This window comes from uncultured Merdimonas sp. (assembly GCF_963929015.1).
Classification (GTDB): domain Bacteria; phylum Bacillota; class Clostridia; order Lachnospirales; family Lachnospiraceae; genus Merdimonas.
On the sequence record NZ_CAWVHE010000015.1, the window covers coordinates 11710 to 33317 of the forward strand.

Here is a 21608-nt window from a genome sequence, read left to right on the forward strand (position 1 = left end):
AGTATCAGATTCAGAGCAGACAAAAAGAGCAGTTCTATACAAAAGATAAAACTGCTCTGAATGTGATTCTTTCCAATTGTACCAGGCCGCGGACGGTCAGCTGGGAGACCTATGGGGATTGTATCTTTCCGGAGGGCCGAGAAAGTTCCCATTTCCTGTGAAAAACGGTAAGACTGGGGGAAATTTCTAACGGAAAACGGATTTCCGGGCATGCTTCGCAGGCCTTCCAGAGGGAGGCCTTAAAAAAACCGTATGAAAAGGACTTTCGCTTATGGGAAAGGAGCATAACTCCTCCCCAGCTGCTGCATGGAAGCGCAGCCGCATTCCGGACAGATGGACAGGTCAATGTTCCAGACCGCCTTGAGCAGTTCTGCCATGGACAGCCCGGCATAACGCTGCCGGAATCTCTGGCCGCCCTGGATCCGGAAGATTATTTTCAGGTTTCTGGATTTCATCCGGTTATTAAGGAAACCATAATACCGGATCTTCTGGAAACCGGCGGGGAGCACGTGCATCAGGAACCGGCGGATAAATTCTTCGTGGCTGATGGTGATCTCCCGTTTTGGGTCACCGGGCTTTTTCCCCCGTGCGGAGAAGGTGGCCTCTGTTTCCGTTACGGACAGGATCCTGTTGTTGGAGATGGCAACCCGGTGGGTATACCGTCCCAGATATTCGATCGCATTCCCGAAACCGTTGAAGGTTTCTTTGATGTATGGGCACCAGTCTTTCTCATAAAGGCTGTTTTTGAACGTCTTCCAGATGCAGGGATCCTGCAAAGTACTGCAGGAGGACGAAAAAACAAGTTCCCCCTTTTGGTAACAGGCGTCCAGAAGAGAAAGATATTTCCCCTTGAACTTATCCCTGAGTACCCGGACAGGGATAAAGAACTTAGCGGAGGCGCTGCGGATCCTGCGGTCAGGAGTGAGCCCTGCCCCGGAGATGATGCAGTGCATGTGGACATGGTAGCCCAGTTCCTGGTTCCAGGTGTGGAGCACCTGGATGATCCCGGGCTGTGCCCCGAGGTATTTTTTGTCGGCAGACAGTTCCAGGAGTGTTTGCGCACAGCATTTATGGAGCAGCCCGTAAAGAAGCTTCTGGTTACAGAAGAGCAGGGGGTTGAGTTCGTGAGGGAGCGTAAATACCACATGGAAGTAAGGGGAGCCAATGACTTCCGCCCTGCGTTGGTCCACCCAGAGTTCTTTGCGGACAGCCTGACAGATGGGACAGTTCCGGTTACGGCAGGAATTCTTGTGGAATTCCATGTGCCCGCATTCGCTGCATTCACTGACATTGATACCCAGCCTGCCGGACTTGCAGGCGAGGATGGCACGGGAAGCTTTTCTCTGTTCTTGGGACTGGAAATGTCCGGACCGACAGTAATCCGCATAGGAATTCTGCCAGATGTCCTGGATCCTGAAGTTACTCATGGAGCATCCCTCCCATCTTTTCAAACGGGCTGGGAGCGGAAGAAAAAGTCTGGGAAGACAGATGGACGTAAAGCACAGTGGAAGAAACCGAACGGTGCCCCATTAACGCTTTTAAAGTCAGAAGATCCGTACCGTCTTCATAATGATAGGTAGCAAACGCATGGCGGAAGGTATGGCAGGTAAAGCGGTGTTCCCAGCCAAGATGCTTTTCATGGGCCAGGATAAAGTCAGGGACACGCTGATGGTCGATGGGCTTGGAAGGGTCTCTTTTTTGAGGGAAAAGCCAGTCGCGGGGGCGCTCATCAGCCGGAAGAGAATACCAGTATTGCAGGACCAGCCGCCATGCCTGTTCCGAGAGCTGCGCGTAGCGGGAGGAACGGTTTTTGGAGGAACGGACCAGGATCCTGTTTCTGGAGTGTTCGATATCGGAACATTTTAAATGGCGGACTTCACCAATCCTAAGCCCGGCAGAAAACATAAGGCAGAGGAGTGCTTTAAATTTCGGGTCGGTAATAGAAGAAAGGAATATCTGCATTTCTTCCCGGGAAGGGACAAAGGGCAGATAAGAGTCAAACTTCCTCATGGGGAGCCGGGTGGGATCCCAGGGCTTATGGAGAACAAACATGGTAAAGAAACGCAGCTGGGAGATACAGGCGTTTATGGTACGGTCGGAGAGGGAACGCTTCTTCTGCAGCCAGCGGATATACTCCCGGAGTTCCTCCCAGGAAACGTCTTCTGGCTGTTTGCAGAGGACAGTCTGAAGGTAATCCAGATAAGAGCGGATGTAAGTGGAATAAGATTTTACAGTATGGTCAGTAAGACCCCGGAGAGAAAGCATCTCCCGGTAAACTTTGAAATAGTCCATGACGGAACCTCCTTGAAAGAATGTAATTTAATCAATGAGAGAAAGTTCTTTCAAGGGGGGTGGTCTTGGAAAAAGATAAGATATGTAGTTGTTGAGTTTGAAAATCCATGGTAAACTAAGCATAGCAGTTTTTGTGTATATGTGGGATGTTTCGTGTGGTAACTTAACAATACAACATATATTCAAAAACTGCTACTTTTTTTGAAAAAGTGGTGGTTTTACGTACTTAGGGCTAGCCGCCGCGCTAGCGGCTTGGTACAATAAGAGACAAGAACTGCGAAGGAGCGATTAATTATGACTGTTGGAGATAAAATCAGGAAATATCGGTTAGAACAAGGATATACCCAAAAAGAATTGGCCATAAAGGCAGGACTAAGTGAGTCAGCTGTAAGAAATTATGAACTTGGGAACCGCACTGCTTCTCAGGATCAATTAGAAAAAATTGCCAATGCATTAAAAATCAGCCCGTTCGCACTGGCAGATCCTAACTTTGATACCTATATAAGTGTTATGCATTCTCTTTTCGCATTGGAAGACCAGTATGGACTCCATGCCTACAGAGATGAATCCGGGGTGCCTCAATTGATGTTCAAGGATAAAGGACATGATTCATTAAATATGCTGGATCAAGTTGGTGAATGGGCAGATATGTACCAGAAATACAGAAACGAGGAAATTACAGAAGAGGAATACTTAGCTTGGAGAAGTAAATATCCAAATAATATCTTGAGAGGATTAAAATGTCATCAGAAATATTAGCTTCAACTATCATTCAGAACACCACGAATTCTGCAATGAGTTCTTACGAAAAATATTCATTGATTATTTCTATTATTGCAATTGCTATTTCAATAGGTGTACCACTCCTACAGTGGCTTTATAAAAAGACAAAAAGATTAAAGTTGTCTATTATACCTTTTGAAAATAACCCTCTTTCATTATTATTTAATGAATCTGGATGTTACTTTAAACTAATGTTTTGCATTCAATGTGAAAATCAGGATACTACTATCACATCAATTGAGGTTACCTTAAAACGACAATCTGATACATGGGAAAAAACATACAAATGGTCTTCCCTTGATTCTATATACTTAAATTGGTTTGGCAATAACACAGCAAATAGAATAAACTCTGCAACATATGCCCGCCCTTACAAAATTAAGGAAAATACATTAGAACCATTTATTATCGAATTTTTAATTCAAGATGATGCGTCAAAAGTTAATTCTGAATGTAATGCTAATGAAACTTCTCTTTTTCAATTTATGCATTTCAATCCTGATTACCAAATCAGCTCATGCAAAACTATTGATGAACTGAAAACAACAATTGCCTCTATCAAAGCTGGATATAAACGAACAAACGAATACTCTTCAATAAATAAAACTTTAAAACAATATTTTTATTGGAAAGCAGACAAATATTTATTGAATCTCTCTATCCACTATGGTGTTGATAAATGTAAACAATGCACCTACGAATTTGAAATATCCCAAGAAGAATCTGATGAATTTTCAAAAAATTTTGAAGAAATTACCTTTTGTAGACTTCATAAATCTTGTAATCTACCAAATAATTTATTTAGTTTAAACAAAAATATCCAATCTCATACTTAATTATTATTGTCATTTGATTGTCACGAAACATAGAAAAAGCCCGCAACCCCGCATAAATGCTGGGATTGTGGGCTTTACTCTCCTATTCAAACTCCCTGCATCTATAACATAATTGTTAAATATATAATTACCTTTTGCCGATTTTTAGTAACCGCCAAATAATACCGCGGTAAAATTTAAAATTACCCCAGCCCTTTGCGAGTTGGAGTAATTCACTATAATTCACATGCGATTTTTGATAGATTGGAGTTTTTCACTCCAAGGTGCCAGCTCTGCCAGCTGTTTATCGGTCATGTCTTTACCTGGCCGGTGCTCCAGCAGAAATTTAAGATATCCGTAAATATTCAAATCGTGTGCTTTTGCCATCTCAACCATTGTGTAGACCACGGCACTGGCATTCGCTCCCTCTACGGAATTGCTGAACAGCCAGTTCTTCCGGCCTACTGCGAATGGACGGATCGCATTCTCACTGAGATTGTTAGTAAAGCTGCATCGTCCGTCTTCCAGATAGGTCTCTGCTGTATCACGCCGGTTGAGAACATAATTCACAGCTTTATCCATCCGGGTATTCCGGACTGGCTTCTGCTGATCGAGCCACGACCAGAAAGCCTCCAGAACAGGTTTTTCCTTCTCGAGACGCAGCTGCTTCCGCTTTTCATAATCACCGGGATACTTTTTGTTAATAGAATCCTCAATGGCGAATAACCGGTTGCAGTACTGGACTCCCTGCACTGCCGGCTGGCTGTAGTCATACTGTTTTCCTTTGGGAACGGCATCGATGAAGTATCGGCGGATATGCGCCCAACAAGAGCAGCGTCTGATCCCTGGAAGATTGTTGTATCCCTGATATCCATCCGTTTCCAGGTATCCGCTGTAGCCTTCCAGGAACTCCTTTGCATGGCTGCCGCTCCTGGTCGGGGAATAGCCATACAGGATGATTGCCGGTAGCCCGTCCTCGCCGCTTCGGAACAGCCACATGAACGACTGGATCTGTGCTCTGCGGCCTTCCTCATTCAATACCTGGACCCGTGTCTCATCTGCCATTGCAAAACTGCGCTTCAGCAGCTCACGGTGGAAGTAATCATACAATGGCTGGAAATAGTTCTGTGAACAGTAGATGATCCAGTTGGCAAGAGTGGTGCGGCTGATCTGGGCCCCATACTGTTTCCAGTCTTTCTCCTGCCGGTAAAGGGGAAGCCCATTGGCATACTTCTGATACATGGTCCATGCAACAGTGGATGCTGAGGCAGGACCTTTCCCAACCAGAGCCGCCGGAACCTGAGACTTTACGATCACAGGCTTTTCCGTATCACCGAGTCCTTCTTTGCAGGATGGGCATCCGTAACTCTGGCTGTAGTATTCGATCACTTTACAGGTGGCAGGAATGAATTCCAGTTCCCGGCGGACATACTCCTCACCGATCAGGACCATCTGCGTACCGCAGACCGGGCAGATCTGGTCTTCTTCCGGAAGAGGGATCACTACTTTTTCAACCTTCAGGCCTTTGAAAAGTTCCTCATGGGTTGCCTTCTTTTTACGGGTATGCTCCCGGATCACGGTCTCTTCTTCCAGCAAAGACGGGGCTTGTTCCATTTCCGCTTCATCGAAGAGATTCTGTTGTCCCGGAATGTCATCGGATCTTTTTTCGCTGGATGAGCCGAAAAGCTTTTTGGTCAGATAGTCTACCTGTTCCTGGAGCGCTTTCTCGTGATTGGATTTTTCATCAATCACAAGACGGAGAGATCGGATCAGTTCCGTCTGTTCAGATATCATTGTTTTCAGTTGTGATACGGTATCTTTCAGCTCTCGAAGCTGCATATCTTTCGCACTGGAAGCCATCGTTTCTTTCCTCGGATTTGATACCTTTATTATACCAGAAACGGAGATTTTACTAAAGGAAAATGGCTCCTGAAAAATGCCGAATCTACAGGGGATTTTCGGATTTTTCTGTGCAGGATTTCTGCTGAAATCCAGATGATTTTTTACTCTGCTTTGAGGGCTTTGGGCTGGTCAATATCAATCCCGGACATCAGCCAGTCAAACTCCCGCCAGGAAAGATTCCGGACTTCCGACTGCTTCCTGGGCCATTGATAGCCGCCGCGGACAGACAACCGCTTGTAGATCAGAACGAAGCCGTCCGGTTCCCGGAACAAGGCTTTGATCCTGTCCCGTCTTCTTCCGCAGAAAAGGAAGAGAGCACTGGACGACGGATCCATCTTAAGCTGGTCCTCGATAACGGCGCAGAGTCCGTCAATGGATTTCCGCATATCGGTATAGCCGCAGACAATGTAGATCTTCTCAAGCCCGGAGATATCACCTAACACGAGAACTCCTGAAGCAGGCGGAATGTCCTGGTGAGCAGGACAAGATCGGCATCATTGCTGATGCGGACTGTGATATCCTTCATAGCAACTTCAATCGTATGTGAATTGTCAAGGTACGGGTTTTGCATCTGTGATGCTGTATGCTGTTCCGGAATGTGATCCGGAACAATGTCAATGGGGACCACGTCCTGTTTCGGGCGTGGGGCCTCAAGATGACCATAATTCGCCGCTGGGATCTGATCCGGAGCCGCTTTCCGACACCGGCTGACCCAGTTATAAAAGGTGCTTACTGCAATGCCGTTTTCACGACACCAGTCAGCATCTGTCATGCCGCTTTTGCGGCATTCATTGATAAGCCGGATCTGTTCCGCCATCGGAACCCGGGCTTTGCGAGTACCTGCCATAACCTATCCTCCATAATTGTAGTGAAATAGTCTAAATATCTATCGACTACAATTATAGGCAAAACTTGGGGATCAGGAAATCCGCAGGAATATTTGGCGCTTACGATTTTTATATTCATAATATCCAAATTTCACGCCTTATTTATAGTTTCCCATCAAACAGGTATCATACGGGTATCACGAATATTTCTTCTTAATCACTCTATCTACATGGTGCTAGCACCATGTAATTATATCCAAAAAACTGGAAGATTTGCATTATTTTTTATCTTTTATTCTCATAACAACCGTTGGTGTGCAATTTGCGCCGAGCAGCGGCCACTGGTGCGTTTGCCAGCGGCCACTCGGCGGAGCACAACGGCCACCTTTATTAAGGGTTTTCGATAGGCTGAATGACAACAATGTAGTGCTTCGTTGCCCTCTTCATTATAGCGTTGGCCGATACTTCGTCATTCATGATCATCGCTTTCCAACTCCCAGGTTCACGCTGAGAACAGACGATGGTACTTTTGGATGCTTCGATGCGTTTTTCAAGGATTTCCATCAATACTTTGACTTCCCGTTCATCCATGATTGTATTTAACAAAAAATCATCCAGGATCAGGAGTTGAAACCCAAGAATCTTTTTTATTTCACGCAGGTATTTTGTATAATCTGCAGATTTCGCAGCAACAAGGCGTTCCAATAATTCGCTGCAATGGCAATAATTAACGCGGTATTTTTCACAAGCAGCTACACCAAGGCTTTTTGCCAGGAACGTCTTACCGCTGTCTGATGGTCCAAGTATGCAGACATTCAGACCGTCTTCAATAAACTGGAGGGTTGACAATACTTTCGGTGCATCGGTTGGCTCATATCGCCGCTGGGAAGAGTCTCTGCACTGCGAGATATCACAAGGCGTGCCAATCAAATGGGCAGTGCGGAGCCGATTGTTAAAGCGTTTTGTTGTTTTATCTTCGTATTCCGGTTTCAGAAGTGATGATACCATCTCCAGCCGATCCATGGTAAGAAAATCTGATGACCGGTAGAGTTCATCCAACTTGAGCGCCATCAGCGGGAGTCCGATCATGTTCATCTGTTCTTCCAGATCCATAAGCAGGGAATTAGCGTTTTTCATCATGATGCCCTCCCTTCTGTGTCTGTTCTACAAGGGACTGGCTTTTGGCCAGAAGGCGATTGATATCAGCAGATGCGGAACTCATGACATAAGCGCCTTTATTCTTTTCTTCATTCCTTTGCGAAATCTTAGTACTGTCAGTCAGTTCTTCGGCAATCGCAGGAACAGAGTTCTTAATAAAAGTATAGGTGATTTTATTCAGTCCAAGCGCTTGCCTGCAGCATTCTTCCAGCACTTTTTTTCCGTATCTCTTAGCAAAACCAAGTACGCCAACGCATTGCCGATAGGTCTGCACCTCATATTTCCTGCTGGAGAGGATGTGTTTTATCACCTCCACGGTATTGGGGCCAATCGTCATCGCTTTCTGTATAAAGTATGGGCCATTCCATTCAGCCATTTCACGGCTGTTCCCAGGCAGGTGTTCTGGATTTGTGAGCCACTGACCTTTATATTTGGCTCTGGGCCATTCGCAAAGGAGATCGCCTGATAATGCACTGATCTGGATCAGTGTTGCAGTTGCCTTGATAAGTACCCGCTTATGTACGTATTGCCGGGGAACACTATAATACGCATTATCAAAACGGACATGAAAATCACTTGATACTTTGGCCTCTCTCCGTTCCATGTAGTGATAAAAAGTAGAAGGCAGCGGCATCAACTCATCTTTTTCTTCCTGCCAGCGATCATGGCGGCTATAGTCTCGGTTTTTCAGGTTCTGCTCGTTCAGTTCATCCAGCTTCTCCCATAAATCTGCGTTAAACTGTTCAAGGCTGAAGTACTGCCGCTCCTCTAGATCATGGAAAAATCCTTTTTCAAGAATGCCTACGGAGTTCTCAACTGAACTCTTAAATTTGGGCCTCCGTACTTTGGCTGGAAGGATCACAGTACCATTATGCTCGGCCCATTCAGCGTAATCCTTATTAAGCTCCGGCTCGATCCAGTCTTTATTGACCGTCACAGCCTGTTTACAGTTATCGCAAACGACAATGGCAGGAACGCCGCCAAAAAAGCGCAATGCATGATTGTTTACATCAATCCATTGAGGTTCCTTGGTAGAGAGCATCCCTTCTGCGTAAATGTACTGAGAATAGGGAAGCACTGCCACAAATACGACGATCGTACTGAGTTCTCTGGTCAGACGGTTGATCATAGAGAATGTTTTCCCTGCAAAGTCCACCTCCATTTTTTCGCCGATCACAGCATTGAAATGCAGTGTCTCATAATTCGCCTCACGCCAAGACATATATCGGTCGCAAAACTGGCGATAGGAATAAAATTTTTTCTCTTCTGCCATGCAGCGGTTTTTATACCGTCCCCAAAGAAACACCAGCGTCATGTTCTTCCGGCTGCTCATTTGCTTTTCCACTTCAGCAAAGTCGGGAAGCTCAAAGCTTAGATCTCGTCCATTCACTCCTTCAGGATTTCTGCCATAGACCAGTTCCGCTATGCCATAGTTGGTAATCCCGGCAGGCAACGGATACGACAGTGATTCACACTGCTCAAACGCTTTCAGGAAATCGTTGACTCCTGATTTGCTTGCACCTATAGCTGCTGCAATCTGCCTGCCAGACATATGCAGAGCATAGTGCTTGATAATGATGTCTTTGTAATCGAGCATACATTACCTCCCTATTTAGTCAAGTGTTTTTTCCCTTAAAATCAAGGGATTTCTAAGTTTCTATCTCAGATGAATGAGCCTCGATCATGAGCATTTTTCTGTATCTGGTACGAAAATAGGTGGTTATAGGTATACGAAATAAAACGTCTCTATTTTTCCGTTTTACATGGCCTTGTATATACCCCATCCATCTATGGCGGCGCACCTCCCGTGTCTACCAGGATCTCTGCACATTTCTGTACTAGTCCTCACTTCCTTCGTTCCACCTGCCCATAACCAGGGTGTCAGCTTAGCTCCTTGCCAGGGTCTTGCCCTATGGAAAATATTCCTGCCGACTACTGGCTCATTCTTTGTATTCATAACATTTGCTGATCGGCTTCCCGTGACAGCGCTGTTCCCAGCGGACGTTCCCCTTCCACGTTCTACCTTTTCCTCTGCTTCACAGCAGTTCTTTCAGTCTTCCGTTTTCTTCCCGGCGTGGCTGAGGTCAGCAGACAGAACGCTTTGTATCTGACTGCTCACTTCAACCACGTCAGTCTTCCCTAGGACTACTGAGCTTCTTATGCAGCCTGGACACTCATTGCGGGTCTCCTGATATCTCCCAGCATCTTTTCTCCATCATAATCTACACCTTTTGTTAGTATGGCATAGAAAACTCGAAGGACTTTACATGCTATCGCTACCACCGACTGCATCTTCTTCAGGGGATTTTTCTCTCTGGTTTGATAATACCGATGGATCTCCCTGAATTCACCATTTTTTCCTATCACGGATATCGCTGCTTCGTACAGCACATATCTCAGTCTCTTCCGTCCTCGGTAACTGATATGACTTTCACCTGCATGTTTCCCGGAGCTGTTCTTTACAATCGCATATCCTGCCAGCTTCTGCAGCTGCTTTGGGTCATCAAACCTGCTCAGGTCGCCGACCTCTGCGATAAATCCACATACCGTTTTCAGCCCGATCCCTTTGATCTCAAGAAGTTTATCTACATAGGGGACTTCTTTGATCTTTTCTTCTATCCTAGCCATCAGGTCATCCATGCGGCTGCTGTACTTCTCATAGTCTTCCAACAGGTTCCAGATCTCCATGCTTGCCGCTTCTGGTGCTTCCTGGCTCCCAACGCTGTGCTCCGCTGCCGATAACAGGGTCTTTGCCCTCTTCATCCCGGCGCCCCTCAGCTTTGCGTCCCGCCAGATCTGATTGATCCCTCCCGCTCCCAGTTCTTTTATCTGCACCGGAAGTGGTGCCTCCTTAAGCACCATCATCCCGCTTACTGCATCCAGTTTCCCATAAACGTCTTTATATTCGGGAAAATAGATACTGATCCATCGTGCAATCCGGTTCCGGATCCTTGTGATCTCTTCCTGCGTCTGAAAACGCAGATTTGAAAGGCTCCGGATCTCTGCATAAACCCCTGTTGGAATATAGGGATAGGAAAAGCGTCCTTCATTTACCAATGCAGCGATAGTCTTTGGATCTTTGCCACAATGTCAAGTGATGAATTCAAAAGGGCAAAAAAATAACCCCTCTCCGCCAGGAGAAGGGTACTGTAAATAAACGTTATTGACTTTTAACAGCATTGTCAGCCTCGATCTTATTCCGAATATCCTCTTTCGATTTTTTATACGCCGTATCATACCATTTCAGGAAATCCCCGAAAAGTTTTTCTTCAGCTTCGGCTCGTGCTTCAGCAGCATCGTCAATCTGGTCATATCCGCCCAGGTAATAGCATTTTTGCTGAAACATGATCTGGGCGATCCATTTATGGCGTTTCTTGTTGTAATAGACACCACGGACTCCGCTGGTGTTTGTTTTATACATAACGCCCGGCTGGAGCATCTCCACGCACGTGCCGTTTTCATAGTGGAGATTATTTTGAGGCTGACGCAGGCACCCACAGCTTTTCGTCCATCCGTTCTGCAGATTGGACTGGCGTACATCCAGTTCCTTTCCGCAGTCACATTTGCAGTGCCACAAATGGAAGCCGTTCTCTTTGCGGGCATAAGACAGAACCGTCAGTGCACCAAACTGTTTTCCCACCCAGTCTTTTAAAGGCGGTCTTTTTCCACAGCCGCAGCTTCTCACTCCGCCTGTGATCAGTCTCCGCTTTGTTGTCTCGATTTCCTTCCCGCAATCACACTGGCAGAGCCAGAGGGGATTGCCATCTTTTGCTTTATTTCCAGACCGGCCTTTGACAAGCAGTTTTCCAAAGTGATATCCTGTTAAGTCTTTGACTCCTTCATAGGGAGATGGTTCACAGCCACAGCTAAAGATTGCACCCGGTTTTAACCGGCGGCTTTCTACCAATATTTCGTTTCCACATTCGCAACGGCAGCGCCACACCACCGCATCCCGCACACGCTGATCTGTTGGCTCCAGAACCGTTAGTTTTCCGAAACGTTTTCCGGTCAGGTCTTTCCCTTTCAAAACACCACCCCCATCAATACCTGGCACTCTTGAGCCGAAAAGGAACTTTTTAAATAGTTTCACTGCGTCTTTTTCTGTATTCCCGCAGCCGACGATAGAAGGTAGCTTCCGCCATACCGCTTTGCTGCATCGCCTCTTTTGTAGTGATCACCTTATTTTCCAATGCGTTTACTATCTCTGAAAAATTATCCGGCGGCTCAACCCTCGGGCGTCCGAATTTTATGCCTTTGGCTTTTGCCTCAGCGATCCCATCCATCTGCCGCTGATAGAGCATATCCTTGTATTCCCTTGGATTGATCCCCGCATCATCCAGCCATAGTTCTACGGTATGAATATCCACTTCAAGGACATTGGCGATCTTTTCTATGGACATTCCTGTTTTTCCTAAATTTTCCGCAATATATCTGATTTCATCCATGATAGAAGATTCACCGCCTTCCTTTCCTTCTTATGTTTTTATTTTTTTATCTCGCCTTACTTGTATCGTCCGGAAAGAGTGCGTTCTCCAGGCACTGTACGGCTTCTTCTGAGATGTCACAGGTCAGCTGCCAGACAGGAACCTGCAAGATCAGGTCTTCCATCCCATTGATCACAGCCTGGACAAATTCCGGATTCCATTGATTGACTGTTACTTGAGGATATAGTTGGCGAAATGCCTCTATGGGTGATAAACGCATCACGCTGTTTTTCTTTCCCTGACACAGCATGACGATTGCATGGACAGGAACATCAACCCTCTTGCAGATTTGTGACGAGCCGCAGACTGGCCATGCGCAGGCAAGCCATTTTCCTTCTTTCTTCCGAAGGAGCGCCCGATCCCCATTTACAGTTACACTATTCCTGTATTTCTCCCATAATGCCGCCTGTGTAGATTTTCCTACTCCTGACGGAGCCGAAAAAAGAATGCCCTTTCCATGGTATTCTATGTATGCGCAGTGCAGGATCAGCCCTCCACGCTCAATCATCCTTCGATCCAGGGCAAACAGAGAACCATACACGGTATCCGAAGGCATAAGTTCCTGGACCAGTTTTGTCACCCATATATCCGCTTTCCCTGAAGAGATTTCCCGATAACATGCATAATATCCGGGTGTCCCTTTTATCCCGATCAAACGGCTTTCTTTCGTTCCTTCTCGGATCACTTCCATATCCGGACGACGGGCGATCCGCTTTCCTTCCAATCCTGGAAGGACCTGTGCCTCCTGTATATGGTAGGTATACTCCGGTCTTCCAGCTTCTATAGCAAACTGCTGGAAATGATCCGGGGCCGCATAGGGCAACTCTGAGATAACACGGAAACAGAAATCACCGATCCGAAATAATTTATCCATGGTTCTGTTCCTCCAACAACAGACGGTAATACTCCTGGGAATACTGGCAGAGATAATCCGGAATCCCATCATATGCCCCTGTCTCCAGCAGAGAAGCAGCCACGCATACTTTACAGATTGGCTTGAACTTACATTTTGTACATTCTTTAGGAATTGTCAGCTTCCATGCTTCCTTTTTTACCTCTTCCCAGGCAGCCGCAAACCCTTTCTCAAAGACTGAAGCGGATGGAGAAGACATCACAACACAGGGACGCATCTGTCCCTGCCAGTTGATGGTAAACGAACAATTTCCAGCCAAACAGGATACATGTCCGTCTCCACGGGGAAAATCCGGATCTTCCACCCGGGCAATTGCCTGCTTAACATACTGATCATAGATTTCTCCTGGAAATTGGAGTTTCAGCGCCTCCAGAGCGGCTACAGCTGCATCTTTCGGCAGGACACGGGTCTGCTCTGAAAAAGGACGGTTTCTTTCCCGTATTGCAGGCATCATATAAGGATCGATATGTACAGGAATCTGCAACTCTTCCCCGATAGAAAACACTCTGCCCATGCTATGACGGGTTGCTTTTGTGATACTGAAGCTGATTTTCACATCAATCCCATGATCACGGAGCAGTCGCATTCCCTGTATTGTCCTTTGAAATCCGCCGGGATAATGGCAGAGTCTCTTATAATCCTCCCCGTCAGCGCCATAAAGGGTGATGTTTATTCGGCGGGGCGGATACTTTCCAAAAAAATCGGCCCACTCCTCATTTATCAAGGTTCCATTCGTATTGATCGTCAGAATAAAACCCATTTTACGCAGTTCCAGATACAGGCGTTTAAAATCCGGGAACAGCAGCGGCTCCCCTCCTGTCAGCAGAAGGAACAGCACACCGGCGTCTTTCATCTGCCGCCCGACCTCCAGCCATTCATCTGCTGTGCGAAGCCGACCTTTTTGCTCCATTTCTTCCCGGCTCAGCCGGACATAGCACATATCACAGTTCATGTTGCATAGCGGAAGCAGTTCCAGACTTCCGTTGATAGGTACTTTTTTCTCTTTTGCCTGGTTAATCAAAGCACGTTCTACGGAAGAAGTGATATTGTCTATACAAGCCATTGATTCCCTCTCTTATGAAAAGAACCGGCAGCCGAAGCCCCCGGTTCTAAAATAATTGCTATTTTTTCATTATTTAGTATCAGGATTTATCTGTTTCCCAAGTACTCATCTCAAGATTTGTAGTGCAATGTGTATTATCGTTGTTCAATCCTGTCCAAATTATAATTTGTGTTGGATTAAAGACACTTTCCAAATCATGGATATAATATCCTTGCAGGAAGTCATCTGTAACAGGTGCTTCATGTGTTTCACCACAAGGATGATAGTTACTTCTAAAAGTATCTCCCCCTCCAAAGAGACTCACTTGTAGACCAGGTTCTCCATTACTCTCTACATATACAAGTCCACTTCCCCATTCAGTTGGAGCATCACATGTAAATTTATAAACCTTATTCTCATCTCCACACGCTGCCACATATTCATTCGGCATAAACTTCTGAACCAGAATTCTTGGCTCTTCCCATCTCTTTTTCATTTCAATCTACCTCCTCTAAAATTTTATACTCCAGCATTTCCTTTATAAAACGATTGATCGATCTCCGGATCGTCTCTTCTTCGACTTCATATTCCAGCATTCCTTGGATGACCACATCTTCCAGTGTGCTGGGCTGTTCAAAGCTTTTCCAGATAAAAACCGCCGAACCGTTTGGAGCCATTACTGTGTTCTCCAGCGGGCTTTCACTTTCCGCCCCGGCCGGGACGATCGCATATTCTCCGGCGATCTCCCTGAGTATGTATCCGGATTTGATCCGGTATTTCTTCTTTTCCCTTTGATAACTGTCACCGCTGAGATATCTGGACAGTTCGTCATCGGACAGCTTTGCAAGTTCGCTACCGCTTAGCCCGCCTGGATTACGGACAAAGTGGTATTCCGGGCTTTTGTATTCTTTCACATAACACCTTCCTCACTTTTCCTGGATATCTCTTAAGTAGGGACATCAATCAAATAGTACACTTTATGAATGTTTCTAAAATCAGCCTGCATTACCTGCATAAACGCCGAAAAAGCAAAGAAAATCTTACAAAAAAACGGAAAATGCTTGCCATTTTAAGAGATATGCATTATAATGTTATCTGTAAATTTGATGTTATAAAGTGTACTATTTGACAACTTATTTTTTCGGTGTTCTGTACATCCGGGCCTTCCGGTAAAACGTAGATTCACTCATTCCGCTGCGTTCGAGGGCTTCCTGGATGTTTATTTTTTTCTTTTCCCACAGGTGCACAGTTTTCTCGAAATGCTCCGGCGTTTCCAGCGGCGGCCTTCCAAACCGGACGCCCCTGGCTTTCGCCGCTTCGATCCCTTCCGCCTGCCGCTGGCGGATGTTGGTTCGCTCGTTTTCCGCAACGAAGGAGAGTACCTGCAGCACGATATCGCTCAGGAAGGTTCCCATCAGGTCTTTCCCCCGGCGGGTGTCCAGAAGCGGCATATCCAGGACTACGATATCGATCCCTTTCTCTTTCGTAAGGATCCTCCACTGGTTCTGGATCTCCTCATAGTTGCGTCCCAGACGGTCTATGCTCTTGACATAGAGCAGGTCGTCTTTTTTTAATCTCCGGACCAGCTTTTTGTACTGTGGACGGTTAAAGTCTTTTCCGGATTGTTTATCCATATAAATATTTTCGGGCGTTACCCATGCTTTCAGGGCAGTCAGCTGCCTGTCTTCGTTCTGGTCCCGGCTGCTGACACGGATATAGCCATATGTCATTGCCAATCGTTCCTCCTTTCCTGGCGGATGCCGGGAAAAATATCCCGTCCCGCCACTGTCTGTGTGCCTGCCGGAAGGCAATAAAAAAGACAGTGCATCGTTTGCTGACACACTGCCTTCCTGGATTTTACCAGGTTTTTACCGTATTTTCTATTTTCTTCTGCCTTCCGGCATTTTTACGGTCTTAAAAAGTATCCTTATTCTTTATGCCGATAGTTCCCCGACAAAGTTATACACGATCCTGACTTCCTGCACCTTCTGGCCGTCCACCTTTTGGACCTCACCGACCAGGATCTTATGGATCAGCCGGTGCAGCACCGTCTCGTCCAGTTCCGTGATGGCGGCGCACTGCCGGATCTCCGACAGGAACGCCCGCACGTCCCTTTCCTGCTCACTGGAACGGCGCTCCATATCGGACAGTTCCCGGAGCCTGCGCTGGTTCCCCTCCTGCTCCTGTTCCAGGGCGGCAGTCAGCTTCAAAAAACGCTGCTCTGAAAGGATCCTTTTTGCTTTGTCCGTATAAAGGTTTAAGAACATATCGTCGATCTCCTGGTTGCGGCTCTGGAGCCGCTCCCTTTCCCTGTGCAGCCCGTCCGTGTCTGCCAGATACCGGCTTTCCATCCGAAGGCTGAGGCGCTGGTAAAAAGCATCAGCGTCCTTCATGGCCTGGGCTGCCAGTTCCTGGATGTCCTTCAGCACCAGGTCGTACAGGTCTCTGGCCTCGATCTTGTGGCTGGAGCACACCTTGCATCCCATCCGGTTGTAAGTCTGGCAGATATAATAGGCACGGTCAATGGGTTCCCGCATTTTCCCGGTGAAGCGGTTCCGGTCTGTCCTGCCCACCTTTTCATACCGCACCTGCATGGATTTTCCGCAGGTGGCGCAGTAGATGATGCCGTGGAAGATGTTGTAGTAGGGGCAGGCGTTCCCTTCCATGATCGTGGGCCTGCCGTCGATCAGTTCCTGCACCCTCTGCCATTCCTCCGGCGTCACGATGGCCTCATGGCAGCCCTCGATCACTTCCCACTGGTCACGGGGGATGATGTCATAAGTGTTGGAGCGGATGCCCTTCTGGTGGGTCCGGCAGACCAGATGCGCCCCCTTATAAAAAGGATTCCGCAGGATATGGCAGATCCTGGTCACGCCCCAAGCGTAATAGTTAGCGCCAAATTCCGTGTTCGCCCGCACCTGGGTGATCGGGATCTTTTCCTCCATCAACCGCTTGGCGATCCTCATGGAACCCATCCCGTCCAGGGCATAGTCATAAATCTTGCGAATGATCGGCGCTGTCTCCGGGTCCAGGATGAGATGCCCCTTGTCCTGTGGGTCACGCATCAGGCCGAAAGGAGGCCTCCCGCCGCAGAACTTTCCCTGCCGGGAACGGGCCATGCGCCCGGCCAGTACCTTTTTGGAGATATCCCGGCTGTACATATCGTTCAGGATATTCTTAAAGGGCGTGATATCCATCTCCTGGCGGGTCAGGCTGTCCACGCCGTCCGTAATGGCAATATAGCGTACCTTGTGCTGGGGGAAAAAGATCTCGATATAACTTCCGGCTTCGATATAATTCCTGCCGAGCCTGGACAGGTCTTTCGTGACCACGCAGCCGACCTTGCCCGCCTCAATGTCAGCGATCATGCGCTGGAAGGCCGGGCGGTTGAAGTTGCGGCCCGTATAGCCGTCGTCCACGTAATACTCATACCGGAACATCCCGTTCTTTTCTGCGAAGTCCCGGAGCATGGATTTCTGGTTGCTGATACTCATGCTCTCATTGTCGCCGCCGTCATCCAGAGAGATCCGGCAGTAGAGAGCGGTGATCTTTTCATAGACTTGTTTTTTCCTGCTCATAGCGTTCTCCTTCTATGAACAGGGACACGATACTATGATAATACCATGTCCCTGCCCCTGGTTCAACCGTTTTTACGCAGCTTCCTTCCTGGTTTCCCGGGTGTCCAGCCAGTCCTCGAAACGCTTGCAGGCCTGGCGCTCAATGACCTGTTCAAAAGCCTCCTCCATGGGCTTCTCCCCGGAGAACTCCCGAACCACGATAAAACGTATTTTCTTGTTCTGATTTTTGCTTTTTTCCATAGACTGCCTCCATAGAATGGCAGGCCTGTGGGCAGCACCGGCAACGAAATCCGGCAACGAGCCTTAAAAAACCTGTAAACTACCGTCTGGCCTGCAAATCTTATTTTATAAATTTTCCTGAAAAATGTCGTTGCTTTCGTTGCCGGAGATAAAGATAAATAGTAAAACATCTCTGATTTACAGGCTTTTCCCGTACTCAGGCAGGGAAATTCCCGGCAACGAACCCGGCAACCAAATGGCAACCATCCCGGCAACAGACTGCTGATTTTATGCGATCCACTCCTTTGGAAGTTCCAGCTGGCGGCATTCATCCTCGCTCAATTCCAAAAATCCATCTTTGTTGCCGGGCAGTTCGTTGCCGGAACCGTCCCGTTCCCAGCCCCTCTGCCTGCCATATCCGGCGAACATCCTCGGATTGGAGAAAGGCTTCCAGCCAGTTACCACCGTGTTCATGATCTCGTTGATATTGTGCAGCTGCCACCGCTTCGGCTCCTCATAGGTGTGGCCCAGCGCCTCCTGGAACAGCTGTTTGGAGCAGACCATGCTGCCGGTGTAATGTTCCAGAAAACCCTGGATCTGCCCGGCCTCGGTGTCCTCCGCCATGAAATCCTTCTGCACCTCCACAAGCTGCCGCTGGATGGGCTTGCTGAACTTCATGGAATACTTCCCGCTCCGGTAGATGGTCATGGCCTCTGCCCAGACCTGCAGAAGATAGGCCCTGGAAGCGTCCTCGTCTTCCAGGATGTGGGCCTCCGCTTTCTCCGGGTAAATCATGATGGGAAGGAAACGCCGGTTCCCGGCCCGGTCAAGGGGCAGGAAGTCCAGCGTGTTGGATGAACCGCCGAACACACACTGCCGCAGTCGGTCTTTGGGCTGGGCTTCATAGGGCGTCCGGTAGGTTTCCTTCTGGCGGCTGATGAACGAACGGATTTCCTCAATGCTTTTGGCGCTGCTAGTAGCCAGCATCTCCGACATCTCGATGATCCAGTGACCCTGCAGCTTCAGATACACCCGGTCGTCATCCAGTTTTTTCAGGTCGTCAGAAAACCACTCGTCCCGGATCGCCAGCAGGCGGAAGAAGCTGGATTTCCCGGCCCCCTGCCCGCCCACTAGGCAGAGCATTTCCTCGTATTTGGAACCGGGAGAGAACACCCGGCGGATGGCGCCCAGGAGGAAATGCTTCAACATTTCCTCTACATAGTCGCTCTGGTCTGCACCCAGGAAATGGTGGAGGCAGGAGCGGATGCGGGGCGTCCCGTCCCACACGAGGCCGTTCAGCACATCCCGGATGGGATGGTAGCAGTTCTCATTCGCCACAATGGACAGGGCTGCCGTCATTTTCTTCTCGCTGGTCAGGCCGTAGTTCTGCTCAAAATAAAGGAGCAGGTACTTCACGTCCGTATCCGTCAGGGCGCTGGTATCCCTGCGCCAGCCCAGATCCCGCACAATATCCACCCGGCCCGTCAGGAGGTTCAGCCGGATGGCGTCCCGCAGCAGCGGGTCATGGCAGAACACCGTCCGGCAGTTGCCGATGGTGTTGGCGGGCTGGCCCTTCTCCGTGACGGACAGGCTTTCCCGCACCTCGTCAACGCTCTGCACCGGCGCTAATGCTTCGGCTGCGCTCATGACGGCCTGCCGGGTGGCTGGCGGTAAACTCTGATAATCGCTTTTCAATCTTCCTCACCTCTTTTCCGTGCTCAGCGACAATAGATGCCCGTTCCTCCATGCTGCCGGACAGGAGCACGTCCAGCAGATATTCGGTACAGGTTTTTTTGTGTAATGCTTCCAAAAACAGCGGGTTCCATGCTTCCTCCGGCGTCTGCGGGGCGTATTCCTGTTCCCATCGTTCCAGCAGATGCAGATAATCGCACAGTACCCGGAAACATTTCTGCTCCGCCTGCCGGTAGCGCAGTTCCTCGCTGATTTTCCGTTTGATCGGTCTCTTGCGGGGCGGGTCATGTCCTTTGGCATCAAAGCTGACAGAGAAATCCTCCGACAGCTTCAGCGCCGCCTCCTTATTGCTCAGCCCGAACAGACGGGCGGTAAAATCAATCACATCCCCGTCCGCCTGACAGCCGAAGCAGTGGAACCGGCGGTCCACCTTCATGCTGGGATGCCTGTCATCATGGAAGGGACAGCAGGCCATCCCATTTCTGCCGGTCTGGATCCCATAAAATTCCGCAGCCTGCCTTGTGGGGACAGCCTGCTTCACCGCTTCAAACACATTCGATGTTGTCACCTCCAGACTTAAGAAAAGGCATCTGAATCCTGAAATCAGATGCCTCATAACTCCACATTGTGTTTCTTTGCAGGAGCGGTCCGCCCCTCACGTTCCCAGCGCTCCCGGTTCTTCCGGTCAGCGTCCGCTTTTGCCCTTGCCAGACGGTCTTTCATTGTCTCCCTGGCTTTTTCTTTGATCTGCGCCTTCCCGGCCTGTTTGGTCTCCGGCTGCATCAGTATTTTCTGGATGTTTGCCAGGGCGTTCTGCATGGCATTTTTGATCTTTTTGATCACGCCATCCAGGCGGGCGGCGGCGTAGTCACGCTCCTTCTTCGGTGCTTTGCGCTCCGGCGAAAGCACCCACTTCTTTGTCTCCTCGATCAGGCGGATATCTTCCTTGTGGGTTTCCTGCCGGACCGTATCGGCCACCACCTCCACCGCCTTGTCATAGGCCGCATCGGAAACCTCATCAATAAGCGTCTCCACGTCCCCGATTTTGAGCGTCAGTTCTTCCAGCTTCTGCTCCTGGGCCGTCAGCTGTTCCTTCTGCTTTATCAGGATATAATCCTGCTTTTCCAGATACTCTCGCCCGCCGTAGGACGGCTCCTGTTCCAGTTGCAGCCCATGGCGCTTTGCTATCTCAAACAGGAGTGTCCGGCAGACCACATCAAAGGTCTGCTTCCGGTTATTGTGCCTGCCTTTTGGCTTCTCCGGGTGCGGGAGGGGGATGCCCAATTCCTCCAGCGCCTTCTCCTGCTGGGGGCATAGTTCCCCGTAGCGGTTCCCACAGTCAAACACATGGCGCTCATGGATATGGGGCGTGGCCTCGTCCAGATGGAGCGCCCAATCTAAGATGTGGACATGGGAGCCGAAGCGGCGCTCAAACTCTTCCTGGAATTCCCGGACAACCGTAAACAGCACCTCCGGCGGAACCGATCCTTCCACCGTGCCGATCTGGTACAGCGTCTCCTCCGGGCAGGTCTTTTTATTCTTCAGCAGGTCTTCCACCGTGCGGTTGCGTTCGGTATGCCGGGTCTTTTCATTCCGGGCGTTCTGGGCCAGGACATGCCCGCCGTAATGCTCCGTGTAGTACATCCGCTCGATTTCCTCAAAGCTGAAATCCGGCTGCTCCGGGTTCTCACGGAACGCATGGAGGGTGAAGCCCCGATAGCAGTCCCAGTAGACATTCTGCCTGGCCCGCCCGGCGTCAATGTGTTCGCTGTTCTCCACATCGAACCGGCGGTCATTGTGGCGGGGATTGTAGGTGCCATGCCTGCCGGAGCGCCCGTTGTGTCGTGTCAGTTTCAAACAATTTTCCTCCTTCCTGCGAAGATGTTCCGGGGACGGGGAAAGG

The 21608-nt window shown here is 48.7% G+C and carries 21 protein-coding genes and 1 pseudogene; 2 read left to right on the top strand and 20 right to left on the bottom strand.

Annotated elements, in window-relative coordinates; translation table 11 throughout:
- Positions 1–269 precede the first annotated feature (269 nt).
- Together ABGT54_RS10530 and ABGT54_RS10535 are read right to left on the bottom strand one after the other, a co-directional pair.
- On the bottom strand, positions 270–1427 hold the full coding sequence (locus ABGT54_RS10530) for an IS91 family transposase (RefSeq protein WP_346664056.1): 1158 nt from the start codon (positions 1425–1427) through the stop codon (positions 270–272).
- Positions 1420–2292, bottom strand: a complete 873-nt coding sequence (locus ABGT54_RS10535) for a tyrosine-type recombinase/integrase (RefSeq protein ID WP_346664057.1) — start codon at positions 2290–2292, stop codon at positions 1420–1422. The genes ABGT54_RS10530 and ABGT54_RS10535 overlap by 8 nt, the downstream gene beginning before the upstream one ends.
- 294 nt (positions 2293–2586) lie before the next feature.
- Here ABGT54_RS10535 and ABGT54_RS10540 point away from each other — a divergent pair, with 294 nt between their 5' ends.
- Both ABGT54_RS10540 and ABGT54_RS10545 read left to right on the top strand, forming a co-directional pair.
- Complete coding sequence (locus ABGT54_RS10540) at positions 2587–3051, top strand: helix-turn-helix transcriptional regulator (protein ID WP_346664058.1); 465 nt, start codon at positions 2587–2589, stop codon at positions 3049–3051.
- The gene (locus ABGT54_RS10545; protein WP_346664059.1) at positions 3033–3911 is read left to right on the top strand and encodes a hypothetical protein; all 879 of its coding nucleotides are present in this window, start codon (positions 3033–3035) and stop codon (positions 3909–3911) included. The genes ABGT54_RS10540 and ABGT54_RS10545 overlap by 19 nt, the downstream gene beginning before the upstream one ends.
- A 222-nt stretch (positions 3912–4133) precedes the next feature.
- Here the strand turns inward: ABGT54_RS10545 and ABGT54_RS10550 are convergent, their stop codons facing one another.
- The 18 genes and pseudogenes from ABGT54_RS10550 to ABGT54_RS10635 form a co-directional block, all read right to left on the bottom strand.
- The gene (locus ABGT54_RS10550; RefSeq protein ID WP_346664060.1) at positions 4134–5750 is read right to left on the bottom strand and encodes an IS66 family transposase; all 1617 of its coding nucleotides are present in this window, start codon (positions 5748–5750) and stop codon (positions 4134–4136) included.
- Between the two features lie 143 nt (positions 5751–5893).
- A complete protein-coding gene (gene tnpB, locus ABGT54_RS10555) occupies positions 5894–6235 on the bottom strand; it encodes an IS66 family insertion sequence element accessory protein TnpB (RefSeq protein ID WP_072524981.1) in 342 nt (113 codons plus the stop codon).
- Positions 6229–6639, bottom strand: coding sequence for a transposase (locus tag ABGT54_RS10560; protein WP_346664061.1), 411 nt, complete (start codon positions 6637–6639; stop codon positions 6229–6231). The genes tnpB and ABGT54_RS10560 overlap by 7 nt, the downstream gene beginning before the upstream one ends.
- 370 nt (positions 6640–7009) lie before the next feature.
- On the bottom strand, positions 7010–7759 hold the full coding sequence (locus ABGT54_RS10565; protein WP_346664062.1) for an ATP-binding protein: 750 nt from the start codon (positions 7757–7759) through the stop codon (positions 7010–7012).
- Positions 7743–9374 (bottom strand): IS21 family transposase, encoded by a 1632-nt coding sequence (gene istA, locus ABGT54_RS10570; protein WP_346664063.1) that lies wholly within the window; start codon positions 9372–9374, stop codon positions 7743–7745. The genes ABGT54_RS10565 and istA overlap by 17 nt, the downstream gene beginning before the upstream one ends.
- Positions 9375–9934: 560 nt before the next feature.
- Positions 9935–10858 (bottom strand): annotated as a pseudogene (locus ABGT54_RS10575) (IS110 family transposase); the annotation flags it as partial.
- 79 nt (positions 10859–10937) lie between these two features.
- Positions 10938–11804, bottom strand: coding sequence for an AP2 domain-containing protein (locus ABGT54_RS10580; protein WP_346664064.1), 867 nt, complete (start codon positions 11802–11804; stop codon positions 10938–10940).
- 49 nt (positions 11805–11853) lie between these two features.
- Positions 11854–12222 carry a hypothetical protein gene (locus ABGT54_RS10585; protein WP_346664065.1) on the bottom strand — a complete coding sequence of 123 codons (369 nt, stop codon included), beginning with the start codon at positions 12220–12222 and terminating at the stop codon, positions 11854–11856.
- Between the two features lie 46 nt (positions 12223–12268).
- Entirely contained in the window at positions 12269–13135 is an 867-nt protein-coding gene (locus ABGT54_RS10590; protein WP_346664066.1) for a hypothetical protein, read from the bottom strand.
- Complete coding sequence (locus tag ABGT54_RS10595) at positions 13128–14237, bottom strand: radical SAM protein (RefSeq protein WP_346664067.1); 1110 nt, start codon at positions 14235–14237, stop codon at positions 13128–13130. The genes ABGT54_RS10590 and ABGT54_RS10595 overlap by 8 nt, the downstream gene beginning before the upstream one ends.
- A gap of 79 nt (positions 14238–14316) precedes the next feature.
- On the bottom strand, positions 14317–14712 hold the full coding sequence (locus tag ABGT54_RS10600) for a hypothetical protein (RefSeq protein WP_346664068.1): 396 nt from the start codon (positions 14710–14712) through the stop codon (positions 14317–14319).
- 1 nt (position 14713) lies between these two features.
- Positions 14714–15130: a PqqD family protein gene (locus tag ABGT54_RS10605; protein ID WP_346664069.1), complete on the bottom strand. Its 417-nt coding sequence runs from the start codon at positions 15128–15130 to the stop codon at positions 14714–14716.
- 219 nt (positions 15131–15349) lie between these two features.
- Positions 15350–15952 carry a recombinase family protein gene (locus ABGT54_RS10610; RefSeq protein WP_346664070.1) on the bottom strand — a complete coding sequence of 201 codons (603 nt, stop codon included), beginning with the start codon at positions 15950–15952 and terminating at the stop codon, positions 15350–15352.
- A gap of 198 nt (positions 15953–16150) precedes the next feature.
- A complete protein-coding gene (locus ABGT54_RS10615; protein ID WP_346664071.1) occupies positions 16151–17794 on the bottom strand; it encodes a recombinase family protein in 1644 nt (547 codons plus the stop codon).
- Between the two features lie 72 nt (positions 17795–17866).
- Positions 17867–18034, bottom strand: a complete 168-nt coding sequence (locus tag ABGT54_RS10620) for a hypothetical protein (RefSeq protein ID WP_346664072.1) — start codon at positions 18032–18034, stop codon at positions 17867–17869.
- A 267-nt stretch (positions 18035–18301) separates the two neighbouring features.
- The gene (locus ABGT54_RS10625; protein WP_346664073.1) at positions 18302–19660 is read right to left on the bottom strand and encodes a virulence-associated E family protein; all 1359 of its coding nucleotides are present in this window, start codon (positions 19658–19660) and stop codon (positions 18302–18304) included.
- Positions 19620–20321: a CHC2 zinc finger domain-containing protein gene (locus ABGT54_RS10630; protein WP_346664074.1), complete on the bottom strand. Its 702-nt coding sequence runs from the start codon at positions 20319–20321 to the stop codon at positions 19620–19622. The genes ABGT54_RS10625 and ABGT54_RS10630 overlap by 41 nt, the downstream gene beginning before the upstream one ends.
- Positions 20318–21562 (bottom strand): serine/arginine repetitive matrix protein 2, encoded by a 1245-nt coding sequence (locus tag ABGT54_RS10635; RefSeq protein ID WP_346664075.1) that lies wholly within the window; start codon positions 21560–21562, stop codon positions 20318–20320. The genes ABGT54_RS10630 and ABGT54_RS10635 overlap by 4 nt, the downstream gene beginning before the upstream one ends.
- Between the last annotated feature and the right edge of the window lie 46 nt (positions 21563–21608).